We start from the raw sequence: 20,506 nt of genomic DNA, 5'->3' as shown, positions 1-20,506 counted from the left end.
TTTGCTCCTTAAAAAAGCCCCGGCAACTGGCCGGGGCTTTAGGGGTTATGCCGAGGTTCGGCAATTCAACTGGAGCAGGTTCAACTCTCGCAAGGCCACCGAGAACTTGGCGAACTCGTGGGTGCTCGTGGTCTTGAAGTCGGCCAACATATGGGTCCAACGGGACAAAAGTTGCTCATGCTCCGAAATCCAGTCGGCCAGTATGGTAGCGCATTCTCCCTGCTCTTTGCACCCTTCCAGTACCACAGATGTGAGGCTGCGCTGCTGCCAGTCCAGATCTTCGCGGAAGGAGGCCCGTGCCATCGCCTGCCAGTGGTTGCCCACCGGTTGATGGTTGATCTGGTCGAGGAACCAGTGCAGATCCAGCTTGGCGCCGAGGCGATAGTAGACATTGGCGGCACGCAGGATGTCGGTCTTGTGCTCCGCGGCAATCTGCGCCAGATCCAGGCTGGAGAAGAGGCTGCTCATGTGGGCCACCTGACGGGCGATGGCATCCGGCACCTGCTTGGCCACCAGCGCGGCCACTGCCTGCTGGTGCTCGGCCACCTCGCTCTCGTCCATCACCTCGTAGAGGTGGGTCCCCAGGGTCTCGAACGCCGGGCGGAAGAAGGCGATGTTCTCAGCTATGCTCCAGCTGCGATTGCGGGCACGCAGGAACCAGCGGGTGGCGCGGCGCACGATGCGGCGGCTGTAGAACATCAGCTCGAGCTGGGTCTCTGCACCCACCAGGTTGTCGCACCCTTCGATGTCGCGCCACAGGGCCCCTAAGCCAAACACCTCGCGGGCCATGGCAAAGCAGCAGGCCACTTCGGCCACGGAGGCACCTGTCTCGTCCTTCATCCGGCTGGCAAAGTTGAGCCCCATGTCGTTGACCAGCATGTTGGCCACCCGGGTCGCAATGATCTCGCCACGCAGCGGATGCTGGGCAAGCTGGGCACCGAACTGCTGCTGCAGTTTGGCCGGGAAGCTGGTGACCAGCATGTTGGCCAGGAAGGGCTCCTCGGTGATCTCCGGGCAGTTGAGTTGCTCCTTGAGCACCATCTTGCCGTAAGCCACCAGCACCGCCAGCTCGGGACGGGTCAAGCCCTGCCCTGCCGCCATCCGCTCGGACAGCTCTTCATCGGAGGGCAGGAACTCCAGCCCCCGATCCAGCTTGCCTTCGCGCTCCAGCCCCTGGATGAAGCGTTGTTGCTCCTTGAGCTGCTCGGTACCCCGGAAACTGGTGACCGAGATGGACTGGGACTGACGGTAGGCGTTGGTGATGACGATCTGCGCCACGTCGTCCGTCATCTCGTACAGCATCTGGTTGCGCTGCTTGAGGGTCAGATCGCCGGCAGCCACCAACTGGTTCAACAGGATCTTGATGTTGACCTCGTTGTCGGAACAATCCACCCCGCCCACGTTGTCGGTGAAGTCGGTGTTGATGCGACCGCCCTGGCTGGCGTACTCCACTCGGCCGAGCTGGGTAAAGCCGAGGTTGCCACCCTCGCCGACGATATGGGCACGCAGATCACGACCATTGACCCGCAGCACGTCGTTGCTGCGATCCCCTACTTCGGCATCGCTCTCGCGGGAGCTCTTCACATAGGTGCCGATACCGCCATTCCACAGCAGGTCGACGTTCAGGCAGAGCAGCGCCTTGATCAGTTCGTTCGGCGCCATGCTGGCCTTGTCGGTACCGAGCAGGGTCTGGATCTGCGGGCTCAGCTTGATGGACTTGGCCGAGCGGAGGAAGATGCCGCCCCCTGCCGAGATGAGATCACGGTTGTAGTCATCCCAGCTGGAACCCGGCAACTCGAACAGCCGCTTGCGCTCGACGAAACTCTTGGCCGCATGGGGCGTCGGGTCGATGAAGATGTGCATGTGGTTGAAGGCGCCCACCAGCTGGGTGTGCTCGGAGAGCAGCATGCCGTTGCCGAACACGTCGCCCGCCATGTCACCTATGCCCACGCAGGTGAAATCTGTGGTCTGGCAGTTGATACCGATCTCGCGAAAATGTCGTTTGACCGACTCCCAGGCGCCGCGCGCCGTGATGCCCATCTTCTTGTGGTCATAACCGACCGAGCCACCGGAGGCGAACGCATCGCCGAGCCAATGGCCATATTCCTGGCTTATCTCGTTGGCGATGTCGGAGAAGGTCGCGGTGCCCTTGTCGGCCGCCACCACCAGGTAGTAATCATCCTCGTCATGGCGTACCACGGATTTGGGCGGGATCACCTCTCCCTGGATGATGTTGTCGGTCACATCGAGCAGACCGCGGATGAACAGGCGATAGCAGGCCTTGCCCTCCTCCTGGATGACGGCGCGGGCCGCCCCCACCAGCATCTGTTTGCAATAGAAGCCGCCCTTGGCCCCCACCGGCACTATCACTGTGTTCTTCACCTGCTGCGCCTTGACCAGACCCAGCACCTCGGTGCGGAAATCTTCCTTGCGATCGGACCAGCGCAGACCGCCACGGGCCACCTTGCCCCAGCGCAGATGCACCCCTTCCACTCGCGGCGAGTAGACGAAGATCTCGAATTTCGGCAGCGGCAGCGGCATGTCGGTGATGCTGGAGGGCGCCAGTTTGAAGGAGACGTAAGGCTTGACCTGACCCTCCTTGTCCAGCTGGTAGTAGTTGGTGCGCAGGGTGGCGTCGATCATCTCCACGTAGCGGCGGATGATGCGATCGTCATCCAGGTTCGCCACCTGATCCAGCTTGGCGGCGAGTTGCTCGTGCAGCTTGGCCTGTACCTTGGCATCCTGTTTGCCCGCCGGGTCGAGGCGCTGCTCGAACAGGGTGAACAGCAGTTGGGCGATGTCGGGATAACGGGTAAGTGTCTCTTCGATGTAAGACTGACTGAAGGAGACGCCGGTCTGGCGCATGTACTTGGCGTAGGCACGCAGTACCGAGACCTGGCGGCCGGTGAGGCTGGCACCCAGTACCAGACGGTTGAAGCCGTCATCCTCCAGCTCCCGATTCCAGACGGCCGCAAACGCCTGCTGGAAGCGCTGCTGGCTCTGTTCCAGATCAAACGGCTGATCGCCACGCAGCAGCATGGAGAAGTCGAGGATCCAGAACACATCCCCCGAGGGGGTACGGACCTGATACGGGGTCTCGCCTATCACCCGCAGCCCCATGTTTTCCAGCATGGGCAGCACATCTGAGAGGTGAATGGGTTCGGTACGGTGGAACAGCTTGAGGCGGACCCTGCGATCGTTCTCCTCCTCCTGGGCACGGTAGAACAGCATGCCAAGGGGATGGGTTTCGCTCAGATTGTCCAGCTCCATGATGTCGGCCACGGCGGAGCCCGGCAGCACATCTTCCTTGTAGGCACGGGGGAAGGCGGTGCTGAAACGACGGCGCAGGGCATTGCCACGGGCCTCGCCATAGTGCGTCAGCAGCACTGAGTCGAGCCGGTCGTCCCAGCTGCGGGCCGCTTCAATCAGGTTGTTCTGCACTTCGTTCACGTCCACATCCACGTTGTTATTGTTGACCCGCACTATGTAGTGGGTCCGCGCCAGCACGCCTTCGGAGAAGTAGACGTTGAACTCCACTTCTTCGCTGCTGCCGAAATATTTCTGCAGTATCTGCTGGGTCTTGACCCGCAGCGCCGTGTTGTAGCGCTCCTTGGTGACATAGACCATGCAGGAGAAGAAACGGCCGTAGACATCGCGGCGCACGAACAGCCGCAGCATGTCGCGCTCCTGCATCTCCAGCACGCCGAGACCCGTGGCCAGCAACTCCTCTTCGCGAGCCTGGATCAGCTCGTCGCGGGGATAGGTTTCCAGCACGTTGAGCAGGGCCTTGTAGGCGTGGGAGCCCTTCTCATGACCGGACGAGGCCATGATGCGCTCGAGGCGATGGCTGATGAGCGGGATCTGGGTCGCACTGGTGTTGTAGATGGAAGAGGCGTAGAGACCGATGAAGCGATCCTCCCCCACTACCTTGCCATGTTCGTCGAAACGCTTGATGCCGATGTAATCCACATAAGCCGGGCGGTGGACCCGGGACTTGCTGTTGGACTTGGTGAGGATCAGCAAGTCGGAGCTCAGGGCCGCATGACGGGCACTGGCCGGCATGTTGCCAAGGCGCTGCCCCTCATCCTTGATGGAGTTCTTCATCAACCCCAGGCTGGAGTCCGGCAGTGGCAGGATCTCGTGATCCCCCTCCACCGCCTTGACGTCGTAGCGGCGATAGCCCATCAGGGTGAAGTTGTGAGCGGCCACCCACTTGAGGAAGGCGACACAGGAGGCGACCTCCTCCTTGCTGACCGGGTTCTTGCGCTTGGGCAGCTCGTCGATGATCTCGTTCAGACGACCCAGCATGGGCTGCCAGTCACCCACCGCCAGAGCCACTTCACCGGCGACCGAGTTGAGCTCGGCGGCCAGCGCCTCCATCTGATCGTCACCGGTCAGGTGATCGATCTCGATGAGGAAGGCGGTTTCGACCGAGGTCTGCCCGGCCGTGTTGTCGAGATCCAGAATGGCGCTGATCTTGCCTTCGTTGCCGCGAATGAGGTGCAGCGGCTGATGCAGCATCATGTGAGCCGTGATGTTGAGACGCTTGAGCGTCATGCGGATGGAGTCCACCAGGAAGGGAGAATCCTGCAGTATGATCTCGACTATGGTGTGGGGAGACTGCCAGCCGTGGCGGGTCAGCTCGGGATTGTAGACCCGGATGTAGGGCTCCGTGCTGGTACGCTGGTTGAGCGCATTCCACAGGCTGAGCGCGGCGCCGTAGAGATCGCTGTCATTGCGATCATGCAGATCTGTGCTGGCCATGTTGCCGTAGAACTTGGCAACGAAGCACTCGACCAGGGAGGCACTCTTCTTGGGCAACTTCTGATGGATCAGGCTGAGAACGTTTTCGAGCAGAACTGAGGTAGGGGCGTCTTTCAATGCCATTGCTATATTCCTTATCGGACGACATTAACCACCGACGGAAAGACATCCACCCTGGATGCCCACCGGTACAGAGTTGCTGCGAAGTGTAATGTCTTGGATCAAGGAAGGCGAGCAAAGGTGCTAACGAGATGTTAAAAACAAGGGGCAGATCACGGCTTGAGCTGTGAAAAATTTTGCCAATTTGGCAAAAAACAGAAAATCCCACTGGATGATTGCGGATTTACCGGATAGATAGTGACTGAAAGCAGATAATTACTCGGGATCCTGTTCAGATTTTGTTAATTTATGCGTTCCAGGCTGATAAAGCGATAATCGTCCTGGGTTTTCAGCCGGAAATAGCCGTATACACCATTGATAGCGACAAATGGCCGGATTTTTTCCAAGGCCAGCTCTATGGTCAGGCCCTGCTCGGTACGCACCACCAGCCGTCTGGCATGGCCCTGATACATCAGCATGATCTCGTCGCTGTTGAGCGACAGCCGGAAAGTAAACTGCTTCACTGTGACTCCTGATAAAAAGCCGCCTGTGGACGTCCCCACAAAGGTAACGCCGGTGCCTTGACCTCGTGCTCGATAAAGCAGGGCAGGAGAGCCCGCTCCCCTGCCCTGCACCACTCTTAATTACTGCTGCAACGCCTTGCTTATCTTCTCGAACAGATCCCGCGCCAGCCCGTTCAGGTTGAACAGCCGGAGCAGCTCTGCGCGGATCAGCGCCTTGCGCGCCTCATCCAGTCGCTTGAACTGGATCAGCGGTGTGATGAGGCGAGAAGCCACCTGAGGATTGACCTCGTTGAGCTCGATCAGCAGATCGGTCAGGAAGCGGTAACCACTGCCATCGACGGCGTGGAACTGCACCTGGTTGTTCATGGCAAAACTGGCTACCAGGGCGCGCAGCCGGTTCGGGTTGCGAATGCTGAAGGTGGGGTGGGCCATCGCCTGGCGCACCTCGACCAGTACATCGCTCGCCGGCTTGGCGCCGACCAGCCGTAGCCAGTTGTCCAGCACCAGTCCATCCCTGGCCCACTTGCCTTCGAAGTCTGCCAGCAGGGCGGCCCGGCATGGCAGCAAATAGCCGTTGGCCACCTGCAGCGCCGCCAGGGTGTCGGTCATATTGTCGGCTCCCTGATACTGTTCCCGCACCAGGGCATCGGCATGCTCGGTATTCAGTGCCGCCAGATAACCCAGCACCACCCCTTTGAGGGCCCGCTTGGCCATGTCGGCATGAACCACCTGATAACCTTGCAAGCGCAGGCTCTCGTAAGTGGCCGTCAGCCGGGCACCGAACGCCTGCGCCAGCGAGGCATGAATGATATCCCGCACCTGATGGATGGCATCGATATCGGCCACCTCGAACAGCTCGGCCAGGGTAGCTTCCCCCGGCAGCGCCAGGATCTCCGCCTTGAGGGCAAGATCGAGTGCTGCATCGTCCAGAATGGCGACAAAGGCCGCCAGCAGGGTCTGGGAAAGCTCGACCCCCTGCCCGTGCTGGACCCGTGCCACCCCGTCGATCACCGCCTTGTTGATCAGCATCTGGGCGGCATCCCAACGGGCGAACTCGTTGCGCGCAAAGCGCATCAAGAAGGCCAGCGCCTCCTCGCTGTAGTCATAGTGCAGCTTGACCGGCGCGGAGAAGTCCCGCAGCAGGGAGGGAACCGGCTTCACCGCCACCCGATCGAACAGGAAGGTCTGCTCTGCTTCCAGCACGTCGAGCACGTTGCCGATCGGCTTGCCCTGATATTGAAGCGCGATGGCGGCGCCGTTCTCGTCATACAACTCGATGTCGAGGGGAATATGCAGCGGCAGCTTCTGGGGCTGATCCTGGGTCGGTGGGGTGTGCTGGCTCACGTGCAGGCGATAGACACCGCTTTCGGCATCGTACTCGTCGGTCACGGTGAGTTCGGGGGTACCGGACTGGCTGTACCAGCGGCGGAAGCGGCCGAGATCCACGCCGGAGGCATCTTCCATCGCCTGCACGAAGTCATCACAGGTGACCGCCTGCCCGTCAAAGCGCTCGAAATAGAGGCGCATGCCGGCCTGGAAGGCGGCCTCGCCCAGCAGGGTGTGCAGCATGCGGATCACTTCCGAGCCCTTCTCGTAGACGGTCAGGGTGTAGAAGTTGTTCATCTCTATCACCACATCCGGGCGGATGGGGTGTGCCATGGGGCCGGCATCTTCGGCAAACTGCGGGCCACGCACGGTGCGCACGTTGTTGATGCGATTGACCCCGCGCGAACCCAGATCGGAAGAGAACTCCTGATCCCGGAACACGGTCAGCCCCTCTTTGAGGCTGAGCTGGAACCAGTCGCGGCAGGTGACGCGGTTGCCGGTCCAGTTGTGGAAGTATTCGTGGCCGATCACCCGCTCGATGCCGTGGTAGTCGCCGTCAGTGGCGGTAGCCGGGTTGGCCAGCACAAACTTGGAGTTGAAGATGTTGAGCCCCTTGTTCTCCATGGCGCCCATGTTGAAGAAGTCCACCGCGACGATCATATAGATGTCGAGGTCGTACTCGAGGCCGAAGCGCTGCTCGTCCCAGCGCATGGAGTTGACGAGACTCTCCATGGCAAAGCCGGCGCGGTCCAGATTGCCCTTGTCGACGAAGATCTCGAGAGCCACCTTGCGGCCGCTCTTGGTGACGTAATGGCTGCGTTCCACGTCGAAGTCCCCGGCCACCAGTGCAAACAGGTAGCTGGGTTTGGGGAAGGGATCCTGCCACTGCACGAAGTGGCGGCCGCCATCCAGCTCGCCGCTGTCGACCTTGTTGCCGTTGGAAAGCAGGAAAGGGAACTGGGATTTATCGGCTGTAATGCGGGTGCTGTAACGGGCCAGGATGTCGGGCCTGTCCAGGTAATAGGTGATGCGGCGAAAACCCTCGGCTTCACACTGGGTGCAATAGGCATCGCCGGACTTGTAGAGCCCCTCCAGCGCCGTGTTGGCGGCAGGATCCAGCAGGGTGACAACGGTCAGCACGCACTCGGCCGGCAGGTTGAACAGGGTCAGGCTGCTCTCCCCCAGCTCGTACTGGGCAAAGGGCACGCCATCCACGCTGACGCTGTGCAGGGAGAGCCCTTCTCCATCCAGCACCAAGGGTTCATTGTGTTCGCCATTGCGCCGCAGACGGGAGATGGCGGTAACCTGGGTCAGCGGCTCCTGCAGTTGAAAATCGAGATCGATGCTGTCGATCCAGTAGAGCGGAGCCTGATAATCCTGGCGATATTTGGCCGTCATGGCCTGGGAGTGATCGGTCATTATTGTTTGCTTCCACGCTTGTAATTGACGTGTCAGAGGCTGTCACAACCGGTTGGCAGGGTCAAATAGTTTGCATTCAGCCAAAAGAAAGGGCGACCTGAGTCGCCCTTGTATGCATGTTGTTCGTCAACCAGGGTCAGCCCTGTTTGCTGAGTCTGGCCAGATCCGCCGTGATGTTGGCAGCCTCGACCAGATACTCATCGGGGGCTTCAAAATCGGCCGGCAACTCGTCCAGGCTCTTCACCGCCGGCTTGCCAAGGCGAGCCAGACGCTCGTTGGTACGCGCCAGCGCCTTCTCGTCCTGTTTGGCCTGATCAGCCAGACGCTCCGCCTCGTTGAGGGAGACCGACTTCTTGTCCTTCTCCTCCTTGTAGTCGGCGATGTCCTGCATCACATAGGCAAACTCCGGATCCTTGTTGATCCGTGCCTCGTGGGCCGATTGCAGCTTGGGCAACAGGCTGGCGAAATTGCCGAGCTTGTCGTACTTGGCCGAGGCTATCTTGTCCCAGGGCAGCGCGTTGAACTCACGGCTCTCACCCGTCTCTTCCGGGGCGACCGCAGTGGGGAAGCCGATGTCGGGTGCAACCCCCTTGTTCTGGGTGCTGCCACCGTTGATCCGGTAGAACTTGGCGATGGTGTACTGCACGTGACCCAGCGGCTGCTCGTAGAAGTCATAGACCTTGGCGAGGCTGCGATGCTGTTGCACAGTGCCCTTGCCGAACGAGTTCTCACCCAGGATCAGGGCGCGACCATAGTCCTGCATGGCGGCGGCAAAGATCTCGGAGGCCGAGGCGCTGTAGCGGTCGATCATCACCGACATGGGGCCGCCGTAGTAAACGTTGCCATCGTCATCGCCATTGACCGTGATACGGCCCATGTGATCACGAATTTGCACCACGGGACCGCTGGCGAAGAAGAGGCCGCTCAGGGCAGAGGCTTCGGTCAGCGCACCGCCGCCGTTGCCGCGCAGATCGACGATCAGGCCTTCGATCTTCTGCTTGTTGAGGCTGGAGAGCTCCTTGATCACGTCGTCGTGCAGATTGACGTAGAAACTCGGGATCTCGAGCACCCCTATCTTCTTGCCTTCGGCGTTGATCACCTTGGACTTGGCGGCTCTGTCTTCCAGACGCACCTTGTCGCGGGTCAGCTCGATCTGCTCGGTCTTGGCGGTGGCGCCCTTGCCGCGCTGGATCTCCAGCTTCACCTTGCTGCCTTTTGGCCCCTTGATGAGTTCGACCACGTCATCGAGACGCCAGCCGATCACATCGACAATCTTGCCGTCGTCCTGCCCTACCCCGGTGATCTTGTCATCGGGCTTGAGGTGATTGGACTTGGCGGCCGGGCCACCCGGCACCAGGGAACGAATAACGGTGAAGTCATCTTCCGCCTGCAGCACGGCACCTATGCCTTCCAGCGAGAGGTTCATCTCGGTGTTGAAGCGATCGGCGCTGCGCGGGGAGAGATAACTGGTGTGCGGTTCGATGGCGCGGGCGAAGGAGTTCATGAAGAGCTGGAACACGTCCTCGCTCTCGGTCTGGGACATCCGCTTGATGGCGTTGTTGTAACGCTTGCCAAGCAGCTCCTTGATCTCGGGCCACTCCTTGCCGCTGAGCTTGAGGCTCAGGGCATCGAACTTGACCCGCTGACGCCACAACTCGTTGAGTTCTGCTTCGTCTTTGGGCCAAGCCGCCCCTTCCCGATCAAAGATGTAATTGTCGGGCTGGGTAAAATCGAAAGGAGTATCGAGCAGTTTGAGGGCGTATTCGAACCGCTCATAACGCCGCTGCTGACTCAGATTGAACATCTCGTAGGCAGGTGCCAGCCGTCCTCTTTCGAGATCGGTGTCAAAGCCGTTACGGTACTTTTCAAAGCGGCTGATATCAGAGGCCAAAAACAGGTTTCTGCTGTAGTCCAGATTCTCCAGATACTTGTCGTAAATCACGGAGGAAAAGGCATCGTCCAGCTTGAACTGCTTGTAATGCGAGCGGGTAAACAGATTGGCAATTCGCTTGCTAGCCGTAGCATGTTGGCTCTCTTGAGCCAACACAGGCAAATCACTTTCCTTGAGCACCGGCTCGATGGCCTGTGCAAGCCCGGCAAGCGCCAGGCTACAGGCAACGAGGGAAAAACGAATTACGCCATGCTTCAACATTTGTCTCCTTAGAGAACCAGATGCTCAAATTTGACCCGCAGCATCATGCCGGTCTGCAATTGGACCTGAACGTCATCCTTGGTCACTTCTTTGATGGTCGCCGGTACAGGAGACTTGCCCAGCACGACCCGAACGCCTTGATCCACTTTCAGATTGGCAGCATCAACCTTCACCAAGGGCGCATCGGCAACGGGTGCCTTGGGTGCGGCTTTGGGCTTGTCAGATTTGGCGGCAGCGTCAGCCTTGCGCGGGGCAGGACGACGGGGCTGCTTGGCCTTCTCTTCTTTAGTATTGGTACGACGGCTGGCAAAGACGCGCTCTTTGCTCTCTTTCAGGGCTTGCTTGGCGTGCTCGATGTGCTCTTCGGTGAGCAGCTCGCCCGGGTTACCGTCCAGATCGACACGGGCCTGGCCGGCTTTGAGGCCATGCAGGTAACGCCAGCTGGAGGTGTATTGACGCAGTGCAGAGCGCAGCATGGTCTTGGAGACTCTGGCGTCGTCAGCAAGACGCTCGGCCAAATCCTGGAAGATGCCAATCTTGAGCGGCTTGGCCTCTCCTTCAGCGATGAAGCAGGCCGGGAATTTCTCGACCAGGTAGGCAACGATCTCTTTACTGTTCTTCAGCTTCTCAGTGTTTTCCATGTATAACCTTGGCTTTCATATAAACGCGCGGGCACGCCCGAGCACAACAAAGGCCCCATTATAGAGAGCTTGGGGCCTTTTGCGAACCTTCAAGCAATGACTTAGAGCATGCTTTCCAAAATTTGCACCGTTTCTTCCAGCCCAATCCGGTCTTCTGCGTCAAAACGGTTAAAGATTGGACTATCGATATCCAGTACGCCAATGATCTCGCCACCACGGCGCACCGGGATCACGATTTCCGAATTGCTGGCGCCATCGCAGGCGATGTGACCTGCGAATTGGTGGACATCGTCAATGAGCTGGGTCTTGCCCTGTGCCACTGCCGTGCCACAGACCCCGCGGCCGACCGGAATGCGCACGCAGGCCGGCTTGCCCTGGAACGGACCGAGCACCAGGGTATCCCCCTGCAACAGGTAGAAACCCACCCAGTTGATGTCGGCAAGCTCCAGCGCCAACAAGGCGGAGAGGTTGGCCAGGTTGGCGATGAGATCCGGTTCCCCTTCCAGCAAGGCCTGTGCCTGCTGGTTGAGACCGCGATAAAAAGCTTGTTTTTCAATCATGATTAAATGAACTTCACTCCCTGATAATCTGTGCAAGGTAACGCCCTGCCTGAAAATTTCAAATCTATTTTCACCTTACCCCCCATCCTTTTATTCATAAAGGCAGGGATTCAACGGCTGACGGAGAGCGCCAACTGCTGGCGCTGGCCATTGCTCCACTCGATATTGAGCAGCCAGACCATCACAGCCGAAGTGCAGGAACCCACCAGAGTCGAGCCCTGCCAACCGCGCTCTGCCTGCTCGAAACTGACCGGTATGGTGCCCATGAACATGTCCCGTCCTTCCAGCCAGGCTTTCACCGGTTTGAACGCGGGATCCCCCCCCTGAAGCAGTATCACCAAGTCATGTTCGGCCCGCACCGGCAAGGAAGCGACGCTGACGGTCATCGACTTGTCCCCCAGCAGCAGGCTGCAGGAGGTGCGGGACAGATCACAAATCTGATCTTTTTCTGCGCCCGCCACCGCCGCCTGGCCCCCGTCAAACCAGGTTCGATAGGCAACCAATCCGAGCAAAATGGCCAGGACGATCGCCAAGTGGACAATTTTGCGTGAAGTGAGTCTCTCTTTCATGAAAAAACAACCTTGTAAGATGCCTTGAAAATGACATTTTCGTGATCTCGCGCAAGGTAAATAATTGAGCAGGCGAGACCCAACGGAGCCAAATATATCACTGTTTATACTGTTATTTTACCTGTCAGTTCAGTATCATTCCCATTGAATTTTCATTTAGCTACTTTTTGCTTTTCCTTTTATTAACAGTTGTTAACAAGGGGTAAGGCAGTAGCCAATGATGTCGGTCCATGTCACTGGACAAAAAATCAAACAACAGCAGCATCGGAAGCGGAATACAACGATGAGCCATACAACTAACCATCCTGAGTACAACTACACCGTTGTTCGCCAGTTCACAGTCATGACGATTGTCTGGGGAATTGTCGGCATGTCGGTTGGCGTACTGATCGCAGCCCAGTTGATCTGGCCTGCCCTCAACTTTGATACTCCCTGGCTGACTTACAGTCGCCTTCGCCCTCTGCACACCAATGCGGTCATCTTCGCATTTGGCTGTAGCGCCCTGATGGCGACCTCCTTCTATGTGGTGCAACGCACCTGTCAAACCCGACTGTTTGGTGGCAAGCTTGCCTCCTTCGTGTTCTGGGGCTGGCAGGCGATCATCCTGTCTGCCGCCATTTCGCTGCCGCTGGGATACACCACCTCCAAGGAGTACGCAGAGCTGGAATGGCCGATCGATATCGCCATCACCATCGTCTGGGTCGCCTATGCCGTGGTCTTCTTCGGCACCCTGGTCAAACGCACTACCTCCCACATCTATGTGGCGAACTGGTTCTTCGGTGCCTTCATCATCACGGTGGCCGTGCTGCACATCGTCAACAACATGGAAGTGCCGCTCTCCGGCATGAAGTCCTACTCCATGTATTCCGGTGCCATGGATGCCATGGTGCAGTGGTGGTATGGCCACAATGCGGTAGGCTTCCTGCTGACCGCCGGCTTCCTCGGCATGATGTACTACTTCGTGCCCAAGCAGGCGGGTCGTCCGGTTTACTCCTACCGCCTCTCCATCGTCCACTTCTGGGCGCTGATCTCCCTCTATATCTGGGCCGGTCCGCACCACCTGCACTATACCGCGCTGCCTGACTGGGCCCAGTCGCTGGGCATGGTGATGTCCCTGATCCTGTTCGTCCCCTCCTGGGGTGGCATGATCAACGGCATCATGACCCTCTCCGGCGCCTGGCACAAACTGCGTTATGACCCCATCTTGCGCTTCCTGATCGTGTCCCTGTCGTTCTACGGCATGTCCACCTTCGAAGGCCCCATGATGGCGATCAAGACGGTCAACGCCCTCTCCCACTACACCGACTGGACCATAGGTCACGTCCACTCAGGCGCACTGGGCTGGGTTGCCATGGTATCCATCGGCGCCGTGTATCACCTGATCCCGAACCTGTTCGACCAGGGCCGCATGTACAGCATCCGCCTGATCAACGTGCACTTCTGGCTGGCTACCGTGGGCACTGTACTCTACATAGTCGCCATGTGGATTTCCGGCGTGATGCAGGGTCTGATGTGGCGTGCGGTCAACGACGACGGCACCCTGACCTACAGCTTCGTGGAAGCGCTGCAGGCCTCTTATCCCTTCTACTTCGTGCGCTTCCTGGGTGGCTGCTTCTTCGTCACCGGCATGTTGCTGATGGCCTACAACGCCTATCGCACCATCACTGCGCCCAAGGGTTCCCTGGAACCTGTCGCACAGCCAGCATGATTGAAGAGGTCAAAGCATGAGCAACAATAACCGTCACGAGATCTTTGAAAAGAGCGTACCCATGCTGGTGGTCGGCATCATATTTGCCATCAGTCTGGGGGGCCTGGTCGAAATCACCCCGCTGTTCTTCCAGAAGCAGACCACCGAGCCGGTAGAGGGCCTCAAGCCCTACACCGCCCTGCAGATGGAAGGCCGCGACATCTTCATCCGCGAAGGCTGCACCGTCTGTCACAGCCAGATGATCCGTCCGTTCCGCGCCGAAACCGAGCGCTATGGCCACTACTCGGTCGCCGGTGAAAGCGTGTGGGAGCACCCCTTCCTGTGGGGCTCCAAGCGTACCGGTCCGGATCTGGCTCGTGTGGGCGGTCGCTATTCAGACGACTGGCACCGCGCTCACCTGATCAATCCGCGCGATGTGGTGCCCGAGTCCAACATGCCGGCCTTCCCCTGGCTCGACACCAATGTCCTGACCGGTGAACTGACCGGCAAGAAACTGGCGCTGTTCCGGGATCACTTCGGCGTGCCTTACAGCGACGCTGACATCCAGGGTGCAGGTGAAGCCGTCAAGGGCAAAACCGAACTGGATGCGCTGGTAGCCTATCTGCAATCACTGGGTCATGCCCTGAAATAAAGGAGTCAGGATATGGATTACGGCACATTTCGCGGCCTTTATACCCTGCTGTTGATGGCCATCATGATCGGCATCATCGTCTGGGCATACAGCAAGCGCCGCAAGGCCTCTTTCGACGAGGCTGCCAACCTGGTTTTTGCCGACGACGAGCAACCCGGTGCTGATAACAAGAACGCAGGAGCGAAACAATAATGAGCACTTTGTTTAGCATTTTTGTGACCGTCATCAGCCTGGGGACCATACTCGGCTGCTTCTTGCTGCTGGTGTGGTGCCTGCGCGACAAGATGGGCGTGGAAGAGGGCAAGTCCATGGGACACGCCTTCGACGGTATCGAAGAGATCAACAACCCGCTGCCGAAGTGGTGGACCTACATGTTCCTCTTCTTCATCGTCACCGGTCTGGTCTACCTGCTGGCCTTCCCGGGCCTGGGCAACTGGAAGGGTCTGCTGGGCTGGCAGAGCTCCAACCAGGACGTCCGCTCGCTGGCCGAGTCCAAGGCTGCGGTGGCCTCCGCCAAGGCCGAAGGCCGGGCGGTGGAGTACGACCGCGAACTGGTCAAGGCTGACGAGATCTACGGCGCCAAGTTCCGCGAGCTGGCCTATCAGGCCGATGGCAAGACCTATCGCGCCATCGAAGAGATCGCCGCCGATCCGGAAGCACGCAAGGTGGGTCAGCGTCTGTTCCTGCAGAACTGCTCCCAGTGTCACGGTTCCGATGCCCGCGGCGGTCGCGGTTTCCCGAACCTGACCGACAGCGAATGGCAGTGGGGCGGTCAGCCTGATCAGATCAAGACCACCATCATGGGCGGTCGTCAGGGTGTGATGGCGGCCTGGGGCGAGATCCTGGGTCAGGATGGGGTGAAAGAAGTCGCCTCCTACGTGCTGAGCCTGTCCGGTCGCAAGGTCGATCTGGTCGAGGCCAAGAAGGGCGAAGCGCGCTTCACCATCTGCGCCGCCTGTCATGGCCCGGATGCCAAGGGCGGTATCGCCTTCGGGGCACCTGACCTGACCAACAACACCTGGCTGTATGGCGGTTCCCGTCAGGTGGTCGAGCAGACCATCACCCACGGTCGTCACGGCGTCATGCCGGCCTGGAAGGATATTCTGGGTGAAGACAAGGTGCACCTGCTCGCCTCCTACGTTTATAGTTTGTCCCACAACAACAAGTAAAATAAGCAGTAACATGTGATAAGCACGTGATTACTCAGCAAAAAGCCTCGACTCTTCGAGGCTTTTTGTTATCTTGTGTTGGCTGAAAAGCCTCCATTCTGTTAATCATACGTTTCGGTAGCACTCATTATGTCCCAACCCTGGTATCGCCAATTTTGGCCCTGGTTCATCATCGCCCTCCCGGCCGCCGCCGTGATCGCCAGTATCGGCACGGCCATCATCGCCAGCAAGGATGGCGTCAATCTGGTCGCCGAGGACTATTACAAACAAGGCAAAGAGATCAATCAGGACTTGAGCAAGTTCGATCGCTCCGAAGCCCTCAACATTCGCATAGCGCTGGAAGTGAATGGCCAGGAGCTGACCCTCAAGCCTCTGTCGGGAGATATCCCCCCCGGTCAGGCCCTCTACCTCTCCCTGTTCCACCCGACCCTGGCCGGCATGGACAGCGAACACATGGTGACGGCCGACGCCAGCGGCGTCTATCGTCTGCTGCTCGACAAACCATTGAACGGGAAATGGCATATCCGGGTCGATGCCTTCAATCACGAATGGCGTCTGCAAGAGACAGTCCAGCTCCCGACCAAGGCGCCCGTCGAACTCGATCCCAAAGGACGTTAAGCCATGACAGGCGGTTTTCACCCTGGCGAGCCGGTTCCCGCCAGCACGCCCCATGCCCCGATCGTTTACTTTACCTCCCGGGGCAAGACGCCATGAAGGCTTGTTTCCATTGTGGTGAGCCGGTTCCAGCCGGCAGTCGTTATGCGCTCGAGATCAAGGGCATAGTGCAACCCATGTGCTGTCCCGGCTGTCAGGCCGTGGCAGAAACCATCATGGAGTGCGGCCTCTCCAGCTATTACGAGCACCGCACAGCGCCCGGCATCAAGGGGGAACTGGTCCCGGAAGAGCTGGCCGCCCTCACCCACTACGATCTGGCCGAGGTGCAGCAGGATTTCGTCACCGACAGCGGCACGGGCAGCCACAGGCAGCGCGAGATCCTGCTCAGCGTGGAAGGACTGACCTGCGCCGCCTGCGCCTGGCTCATCGAGCGTCATCTGACCGGCCTTGCCGGCCTGCACTACATCAACGTCAATACCACCACTCACCGCGCCCGCATCAAGTGGGATCCGGATCGGCTTGCCTTGAGCGACATCCTCAAGGGGTTCGCCAAAATAGGCTATCGAGCCTACCCGTTCCAGACCCACAACCAGGAAGCTATCTACGCCAAAGAAGTGCGCAGCTACATGTTCCGGCTGGCACTCGCTGGCCTGGGGTCAATGCAGGTGATGATGTGCGCCGTGGCGCTCTACATGGATCTCTTCATCAGCGTCGAGGATGAGTTCATGGTCTACTTCAAGTGGATCAGCCTCTTGCTCTCCACCCCCATCATGATCTACTCGGCCCAGCCGTTTTACGTGGGCGCCTGGCGCAGCCTGAAACAGGGCCACCTCTCCATGGACGTGTCGGTATCGCTGGCACTGATCGGCGCCTTCGTCGCCTCCATGTGGGCCACCGTCTTCAATACCGGTGAGGTCTATTACGACTCCATCACCATGTTCGTCTTCTTCCTGCTGCTGGGGCGTTTTCTGGAGTTGCGGGCCAGACGCAAGGCGTCAGAGTCCAGCTCCAACCTGGCGCGGCTGGTGCCCATCATGGCCACGCGCATCGATGAAGATGGCGAGCACGAGGTGGCAGCCAAGATGCTGCAGGTGGGAGACAGAATACGGGTACTGGCCGGTGCCACCCTGCCGGCCGATGGCCTCATCGTCGAGGGGCAGGCCAGCCTCAACGAATCCATGCTGACCGGTGAGCAGTTGCCGCTGCTCAAGCAGCTGGGTGACAGCGTCTATGCCGGGACCATCAACACGGATGCACCGCTCCAGATCCGGGTCAGCCACCGCATCGAGGAGTCGCGCATCGCCCAGATCATGCGGCTGCAGGATCACGCGCTGGACGACAAGCCGGCCATCGCCCAGATGGCAGACGTGCTCTCCCGCCACTTCATCCTGGTGCTGTTGATCATTGCCGCGGCTGTGTGGACCTTCTGGCACTTCCATCAGCCGGAGCAGGCCTTCTGGGTCACCCTGGCCGTGCTGGTCGCCACCTGCCCCTGCGCCCTGTCGCTGGCCACGCCGACCGCGCTCACCTCGGCCACCGCCCGCCTGACCCGATCCGGCATTCTGCTGCGCCGTGGCCATGTGCTTGACGTGCTGACCAAGGCCAACCGGATCGTAATGGACAAGACAGGCACCCTGACCACGGGCAACATCAGCCTGATCAGCACCACGGCGCTGGCCGAGCTGAGCGAGGCCCAGTGCCTCGCCATCGCTCGCGCACTGGAAGCCTACTCGGAACATCCCATCGCCCGTGCCTTTCGCAGCAAGGCGGCAGACGATGCCCTGTTGCTGGCGGCAAGCGAGGTAACCCCCGTCATAGGTCACGGCATTCAGGGCACGATCGCAGGCCGGCATTACCGCATCGGCAGCGCCCGCTGGCTGGCACTGCCTGTCGGACAGACTGCCAGCCAGGGCCTTGCCGTCTATCTGGCCGATGAGTCCAGGCTGCTGGCCCGCTTCATCCTGGCAGATACCCTGCGCCCGGATGCCAAGGCGCTGATCCAGGCCTTCAAGGCCGCCGGTCTCAAGACCACCATACTCACGGGTGACAGCTCGGCCCAGGCCGACGAGGTGGCTCGCGAGCTCGGAGTGGACGAACTGGTGAAAGGGGTCACGCCGGATGGCAAGCTGTCCTATCTCAAGGAACATGAGGCCCGCGGCGATATCAGCATCATGGTAGGGGATGGCATCAACGATGCCCCCGTGCTGGCCGGTGCCCACGCCTCCTTCGCCATGGCGGGCGGCACGGATCTGGCCAAGAACAGCGCCGATGCCATATTGCTGGCCGACGATCTCTCCCGTCTGCTGGAGGCGCGCACCCTGGCCATTCGTACCCGCAAGATCATCCAGGAGAACTTCGCCTGGTCCATCGGCTACAACCTGCTGGTGCTGCCGCTGGCGGCCAGCGGCTGGTTGCCACCCTATGTGGCGGCAGCGGGCATGTCTCTGAGTTCCCTCATAGTCGTCACCAACTCCATGCGGCTGAACCGCTGAGCCATGGCCGCATATACGCGCACGATAAAGGGAGCCCGCGTTTGCCGCGCTCCCCGCCCCACAGAATCGCCGGGCCCCTGGTCACCAACGGGTGTACCATGACCACTCTCATTGCAAGGCTTGCACCATGAACATCATCTTCGTCCTGATCCCCATCGCCATCCTGTTTGTCATCATCGCCGGCGCCGTCTTCTTCTGGGCCATTCGCTCCGAGCAGTTTGAAGATCTCGACCGCCAGGGCTCCAATATCCTGTTCGATGAGGACAAACCCGCCCAGAAACCTAGCGAGCATACCTCCGATGACCGCCAGCCTTGATCTGGTCGGGGCCCTGCTGGTGGGGCTCGCCGGCTCAGGCCACTGCATCGGCATGTGTGGCGGCGTCTCGGCCGCCCTCTCCATGGCCATTCCCCCCGAGAGGCAGCACTTCTGGGGCCGGCTCGGTTATCTGCTCAACTACAACCTGGGCCGGATCCTCAGCTACGTGGTAGCCGGTGCTCTGGTCGGGGGCCTGCTGGCCACCACCAGCGAGCTGGGCGCCGGCAAGCACGCCATCGCCGGCTTGCGGTTGATGGCGGCGCTCTTGATGATAGCGCTCGGTCTCTATCTCGCCGGCTGGTGGCAGGGCATATTGCTGCTCGAGCGCATCGGTGCCCGACTCTGGCCCCGCATCAAGCCGCTGGCGGGCAAGTTTATCCCCTTCACCTCGGCCTGGCAGGCCCTCCCCTTTGGCATGGTGTGGGGCTGGCTGCCCTGCGGTCTGGTCTATTCCATGCTGACCTGGAGTGCGGCGGCAGGATCCGCCGGTGGCGGTGCGCTCATCATGCTCAGTTTCGGCATAGGGACCCTGCCGACACTGTTTGCACTGGGAGGACTGGCAGACCGCCTGCGTTACTGGCTGACCCTGCGCAGTTTGCGCCAGGGCGGGGCTGTTTTGCTCATCGCGTATGGACTTCATACTCTCTGGATCGGGATAGCGTCCTTTTGAAACCCTATCCAAAACGGATGAGTTGATGGTAAACTTGTTTGATATAAATCAATTATTCGTATGAGCCTATGATCCCGGAAAAGAAACCTGGCAGACGTATTCAGAGCGGTGGCTGTGCAATTCATTGCCAGGATTGCAGCATCAGCCAGCTCTGCATTCCCTTCACCCTGAACGACAGCGAACTCGATCAGCTCGACAGCATCATCGAGCGAAAGAAGCCGATCCAGAAGGGTGAGGAGCTGTTCAAAGCCGGCGATGAGCTGAAATCGCTCTACGCGATCCGTTCCGGGACCATCAAGTCATACACCATCACGGAACAAGGGGATGAGCAGATCACCGCCTTCCACCTCGCCGGTGATCTGGTTGGTTTCGATGCCATTCACAAGCAGGCTCACCCCTCCTTCGCCCAGGCGCTGGAAACGGCCATGGTGTGCGAGATCCCGTTTGACGTGCTCGACGATCTCTCCGGCAAGATGCCCAAGCTGCGCCAGCAGATCATGCGACTGATGAGCAACGAAATCATGGGCGATCAGGAGATGATACTGCTGCTCTCCAAGAAGAATGCCGAAGAGCGCCTCGCCGCCTTCCTGCACAATCTGTCGGTGCGTTTCTCCGAACGCGGCTTCTCCGCCAAGGAGTTCCGCCTCTCCATGACCCGCGGTGACATCGGCAACTACCTCGGCCTCACCGTCGAGACCATCAGCCGCCTGCTTGGCCGCTTCCAGAAGTCCGAGCTCATCAGCGTCAAGGGCAAATACATCACAGTGCTGGATCACGTGGCCCTCGGCGTCATGGCTGGCGCGACCCGTCCTCCCTGCGGTTAATCCTCCTCTGTTGCCGGATCGGTTTAC

General features: G+C 59.7%; 16 protein-coding genes. 9 read left to right on the top strand and 7 right to left on the bottom strand.

The genetic code is table 11. The features are described 5' to 3' along the window. Positions 1 to 45: 45 nt before the first annotated feature. The 7 genes from IU367_RS10890 to IU367_RS10860 form a co-directional block, all read right to left on the bottom strand. Entirely contained in the window at positions 46 to 4,887 is a 4,842-nt protein-coding gene (locus IU367_RS10890; RefSeq protein ID WP_274454306.1) for an NAD-glutamate dehydrogenase, read from the bottom strand. 278 nt (positions 4,888 to 5,165) lie between these two features. Beyond that, positions 5,166 to 5,387 (bottom strand): DUF2835 family protein, encoded by a 222-nt coding sequence (locus IU367_RS10885; protein ID WP_043555777.1) that lies wholly within the window; start codon positions 5,385 to 5,387, stop codon positions 5,166 to 5,168. A 120-nt stretch (positions 5,388 to 5,507) separates the two neighbouring features. Continuing rightward, on the bottom strand, positions 5,508 to 8,132 hold the full coding sequence (gene pepN, locus IU367_RS10880) for an aminopeptidase N (protein WP_274454304.1): 2,625 nt from the start codon (positions 8,130 to 8,132) through the stop codon (positions 5,508 to 5,510). Between the two features lie 136 nt (positions 8,133 to 8,268). Next, on the bottom strand, positions 8,269 to 10,284 hold the full coding sequence (gene prc, locus IU367_RS10875; RefSeq protein ID WP_042866428.1) for a carboxy terminal-processing peptidase: 2,016 nt from the start codon (positions 10,282 to 10,284) through the stop codon (positions 8,269 to 8,271). An 8-nt stretch (positions 10,285 to 10,292) separates the two neighbouring features. Next, positions 10,293 to 10,925 (bottom strand): RNA chaperone ProQ, encoded by a 633-nt coding sequence (gene proQ, locus IU367_RS10870; RefSeq protein ID WP_043135353.1) that lies wholly within the window; start codon positions 10,923 to 10,925, stop codon positions 10,293 to 10,295. 101 nt (positions 10,926 to 11,026) lie between these two features. Continuing rightward, the gene (locus IU367_RS10865) at positions 11,027 to 11,485 is read right to left on the bottom strand and encodes a GAF domain-containing protein (protein ID WP_274454303.1); all 459 of its coding nucleotides are present in this window, start codon (positions 11,483 to 11,485) and stop codon (positions 11,027 to 11,029) included. Between the two features lie 110 nt (positions 11,486 to 11,595). Next, positions 11,596 to 12,054, bottom strand: a complete 459-nt coding sequence (locus IU367_RS10860) for a hypothetical protein (RefSeq protein WP_274454302.1) — start codon at positions 12,052 to 12,054, stop codon at positions 11,596 to 11,598. Between the two features lie 283 nt (positions 12,055 to 12,337). Here IU367_RS10860 and ccoN point away from each other — a divergent pair, with 283 nt between their 5' ends. From ccoN to IU367_RS10815, 9 genes are all read left to right on the top strand, one after another. Further along, positions 12,338 to 13,762 (top strand): cytochrome-c oxidase, cbb3-type subunit I, encoded by a 1,425-nt coding sequence (gene ccoN / locus IU367_RS10855; RefSeq protein ID WP_043135357.1) that lies wholly within the window; start codon positions 12,338 to 12,340, stop codon positions 13,760 to 13,762. 16 nt (positions 13,763 to 13,778) lie between these two features. Next, positions 13,779 to 14,393: a cytochrome-c oxidase, cbb3-type subunit II gene (ccoO, locus tag IU367_RS10850; RefSeq protein WP_042866433.1), complete on the top strand. Its 615-nt coding sequence runs from the start codon at positions 13,779 to 13,781 to the stop codon at positions 14,391 to 14,393. Positions 14,394 to 14,405: 12 nt separating this feature from the next. Further along, entirely contained in the window at positions 14,406 to 14,585 is a 180-nt protein-coding gene (locus tag IU367_RS10845) for a CcoQ/FixQ family Cbb3-type cytochrome c oxidase assembly chaperone (protein ID WP_005315611.1), read from the top strand. Next, positions 14,585 to 15,562: a cytochrome-c oxidase, cbb3-type subunit III gene (ccoP, locus tag IU367_RS10840; RefSeq protein ID WP_043135358.1), complete on the top strand. Its 978-nt coding sequence runs from the start codon at positions 14,585 to 14,587 to the stop codon at positions 15,560 to 15,562. Before IU367_RS10845 ends, ccoP begins: the two co-directional genes overlap by 1 nt. 129 nt (positions 15,563 to 15,691) lie before the next feature. Then, positions 15,692 to 16,180 carry a FixH family protein gene (locus IU367_RS10835; protein WP_098984028.1) on the top strand — a complete coding sequence of 163 codons (489 nt, stop codon included), beginning with the start codon at positions 15,692 to 15,694 and terminating at the stop codon, positions 16,178 to 16,180. A gap of 92 nt (positions 16,181 to 16,272) precedes the next feature. Further along, the gene (locus IU367_RS10830) at positions 16,273 to 18,669 is read left to right on the top strand and encodes a heavy metal translocating P-type ATPase (protein ID WP_274454300.1); all 2,397 of its coding nucleotides are present in this window, start codon (positions 16,273 to 16,275) and stop codon (positions 18,667 to 18,669) included. 127 nt (positions 18,670 to 18,796) lie between these two features. Further along, complete coding sequence (gene ccoS / locus IU367_RS10825; RefSeq protein ID WP_043135361.1) at positions 18,797 to 18,985, top strand: cbb3-type cytochrome oxidase assembly protein CcoS; 189 nt, start codon at positions 18,797 to 18,799, stop codon at positions 18,983 to 18,985. Further along, positions 18,969 to 19,655, top strand: coding sequence for a sulfite exporter TauE/SafE family protein (locus IU367_RS10820; protein ID WP_274454299.1), 687 nt, complete (start codon positions 18,969 to 18,971; stop codon positions 19,653 to 19,655). The genes ccoS and IU367_RS10820 overlap by 17 nt, the downstream gene beginning before the upstream one ends. Before the next feature lie 68 nt (positions 19,656 to 19,723). Next, positions 19,724 to 20,479, top strand: coding sequence for an FNR family transcription factor (locus tag IU367_RS10815; RefSeq protein ID WP_042866440.1), 756 nt, complete (start codon positions 19,724 to 19,726; stop codon positions 20,477 to 20,479). Positions 20,480 to 20,506 lie beyond the last annotated feature (27 nt).

Source organism: Aeromonas bestiarum (assembly GCF_028751155.1).
Lineage (GTDB): Bacteria > Pseudomonadota > Gammaproteobacteria > Enterobacterales > Aeromonadaceae > Aeromonas > Aeromonas bestiarum.
Note: the sequence above shows the minus strand (reverse complement) of the source record. Positions and strands in the feature narration are given on the sequence as shown.

What these genes read in the sequence shown, in the direction of transcription:
- IU367_RS10890 (WP_274454306.1), bottom strand. Translation starts at nt 4,887, where the DNA reads ATGGCATTGAAAGACGCCCCTACCTCAGTTCTGCTCGAAAACGTTCTC.
- IU367_RS10835 (WP_098984028.1), top strand. Translation starts at nt 15,692, where the DNA reads ATGTCCCAACCCTGGTATCGCCAATTTTGGCCCTGGTTCATCATCGCC.
- pepN (WP_274454304.1), bottom strand. Translation starts at nt 8,132, where the DNA reads ATGACCGATCACTCCCAGGCCATGACGGCCAAATATCGCCAGGATTAT.
- proQ (WP_043135353.1), bottom strand. Translation starts at nt 10,925, where the DNA reads ATGGAAAACACTGAGAAGCTGAAGAACAGTAAAGAGATCGTTGCCTAC.
- IU367_RS10865 (WP_274454303.1), bottom strand. Translation starts at nt 11,485, where the DNA reads ATGATTGAAAAACAAGCTTTTTATCGCGGTCTCAACCAGCAGGCACAG.
- ccoO (WP_042866433.1), top strand. Translation starts at nt 13,779, where the DNA reads ATGAGCAACAATAACCGTCACGAGATCTTTGAAAAGAGCGTACCCATG.
- IU367_RS10830 (WP_274454300.1), top strand. Translation starts at nt 16,273, where the DNA reads ATGAAGGCTTGTTTCCATTGTGGTGAGCCGGTTCCAGCCGGCAGTCGT.
- ccoP (WP_043135358.1), top strand. Translation starts at nt 14,585, where the DNA reads ATGAGCACTTTGTTTAGCATTTTTGTGACCGTCATCAGCCTGGGGACC.
- prc (WP_042866428.1), bottom strand. Translation starts at nt 10,284, where the DNA reads ATGTTGAAGCATGGCGTAATTCGTTTTTCCCTCGTTGCCTGTAGCCTG.
- IU367_RS10860 (WP_274454302.1), bottom strand. Translation starts at nt 12,054, where the DNA reads ATGAAAGAGAGACTCACTTCACGCAAAATTGTCCACTTGGCGATCGTC.
- IU367_RS10815 (WP_042866440.1), top strand. Translation starts at nt 19,724, where the DNA reads ATGATCCCGGAAAAGAAACCTGGCAGACGTATTCAGAGCGGTGGCTGT.
- ccoS (WP_043135361.1), top strand. Translation starts at nt 18,797, where the DNA reads ATGAACATCATCTTCGTCCTGATCCCCATCGCCATCCTGTTTGTCATC.
- ccoN (WP_043135357.1), top strand. Translation starts at nt 12,338, where the DNA reads ATGAGCCATACAACTAACCATCCTGAGTACAACTACACCGTTGTTCGC.
- IU367_RS10845 (WP_005315611.1), top strand. Translation starts at nt 14,406, where the DNA reads ATGGATTACGGCACATTTCGCGGCCTTTATACCCTGCTGTTGATGGCC.
- IU367_RS10820 (WP_274454299.1), top strand. Translation starts at nt 18,969, where the DNA reads ATGACCGCCAGCCTTGATCTGGTCGGGGCCCTGCTGGTGGGGCTCGCC.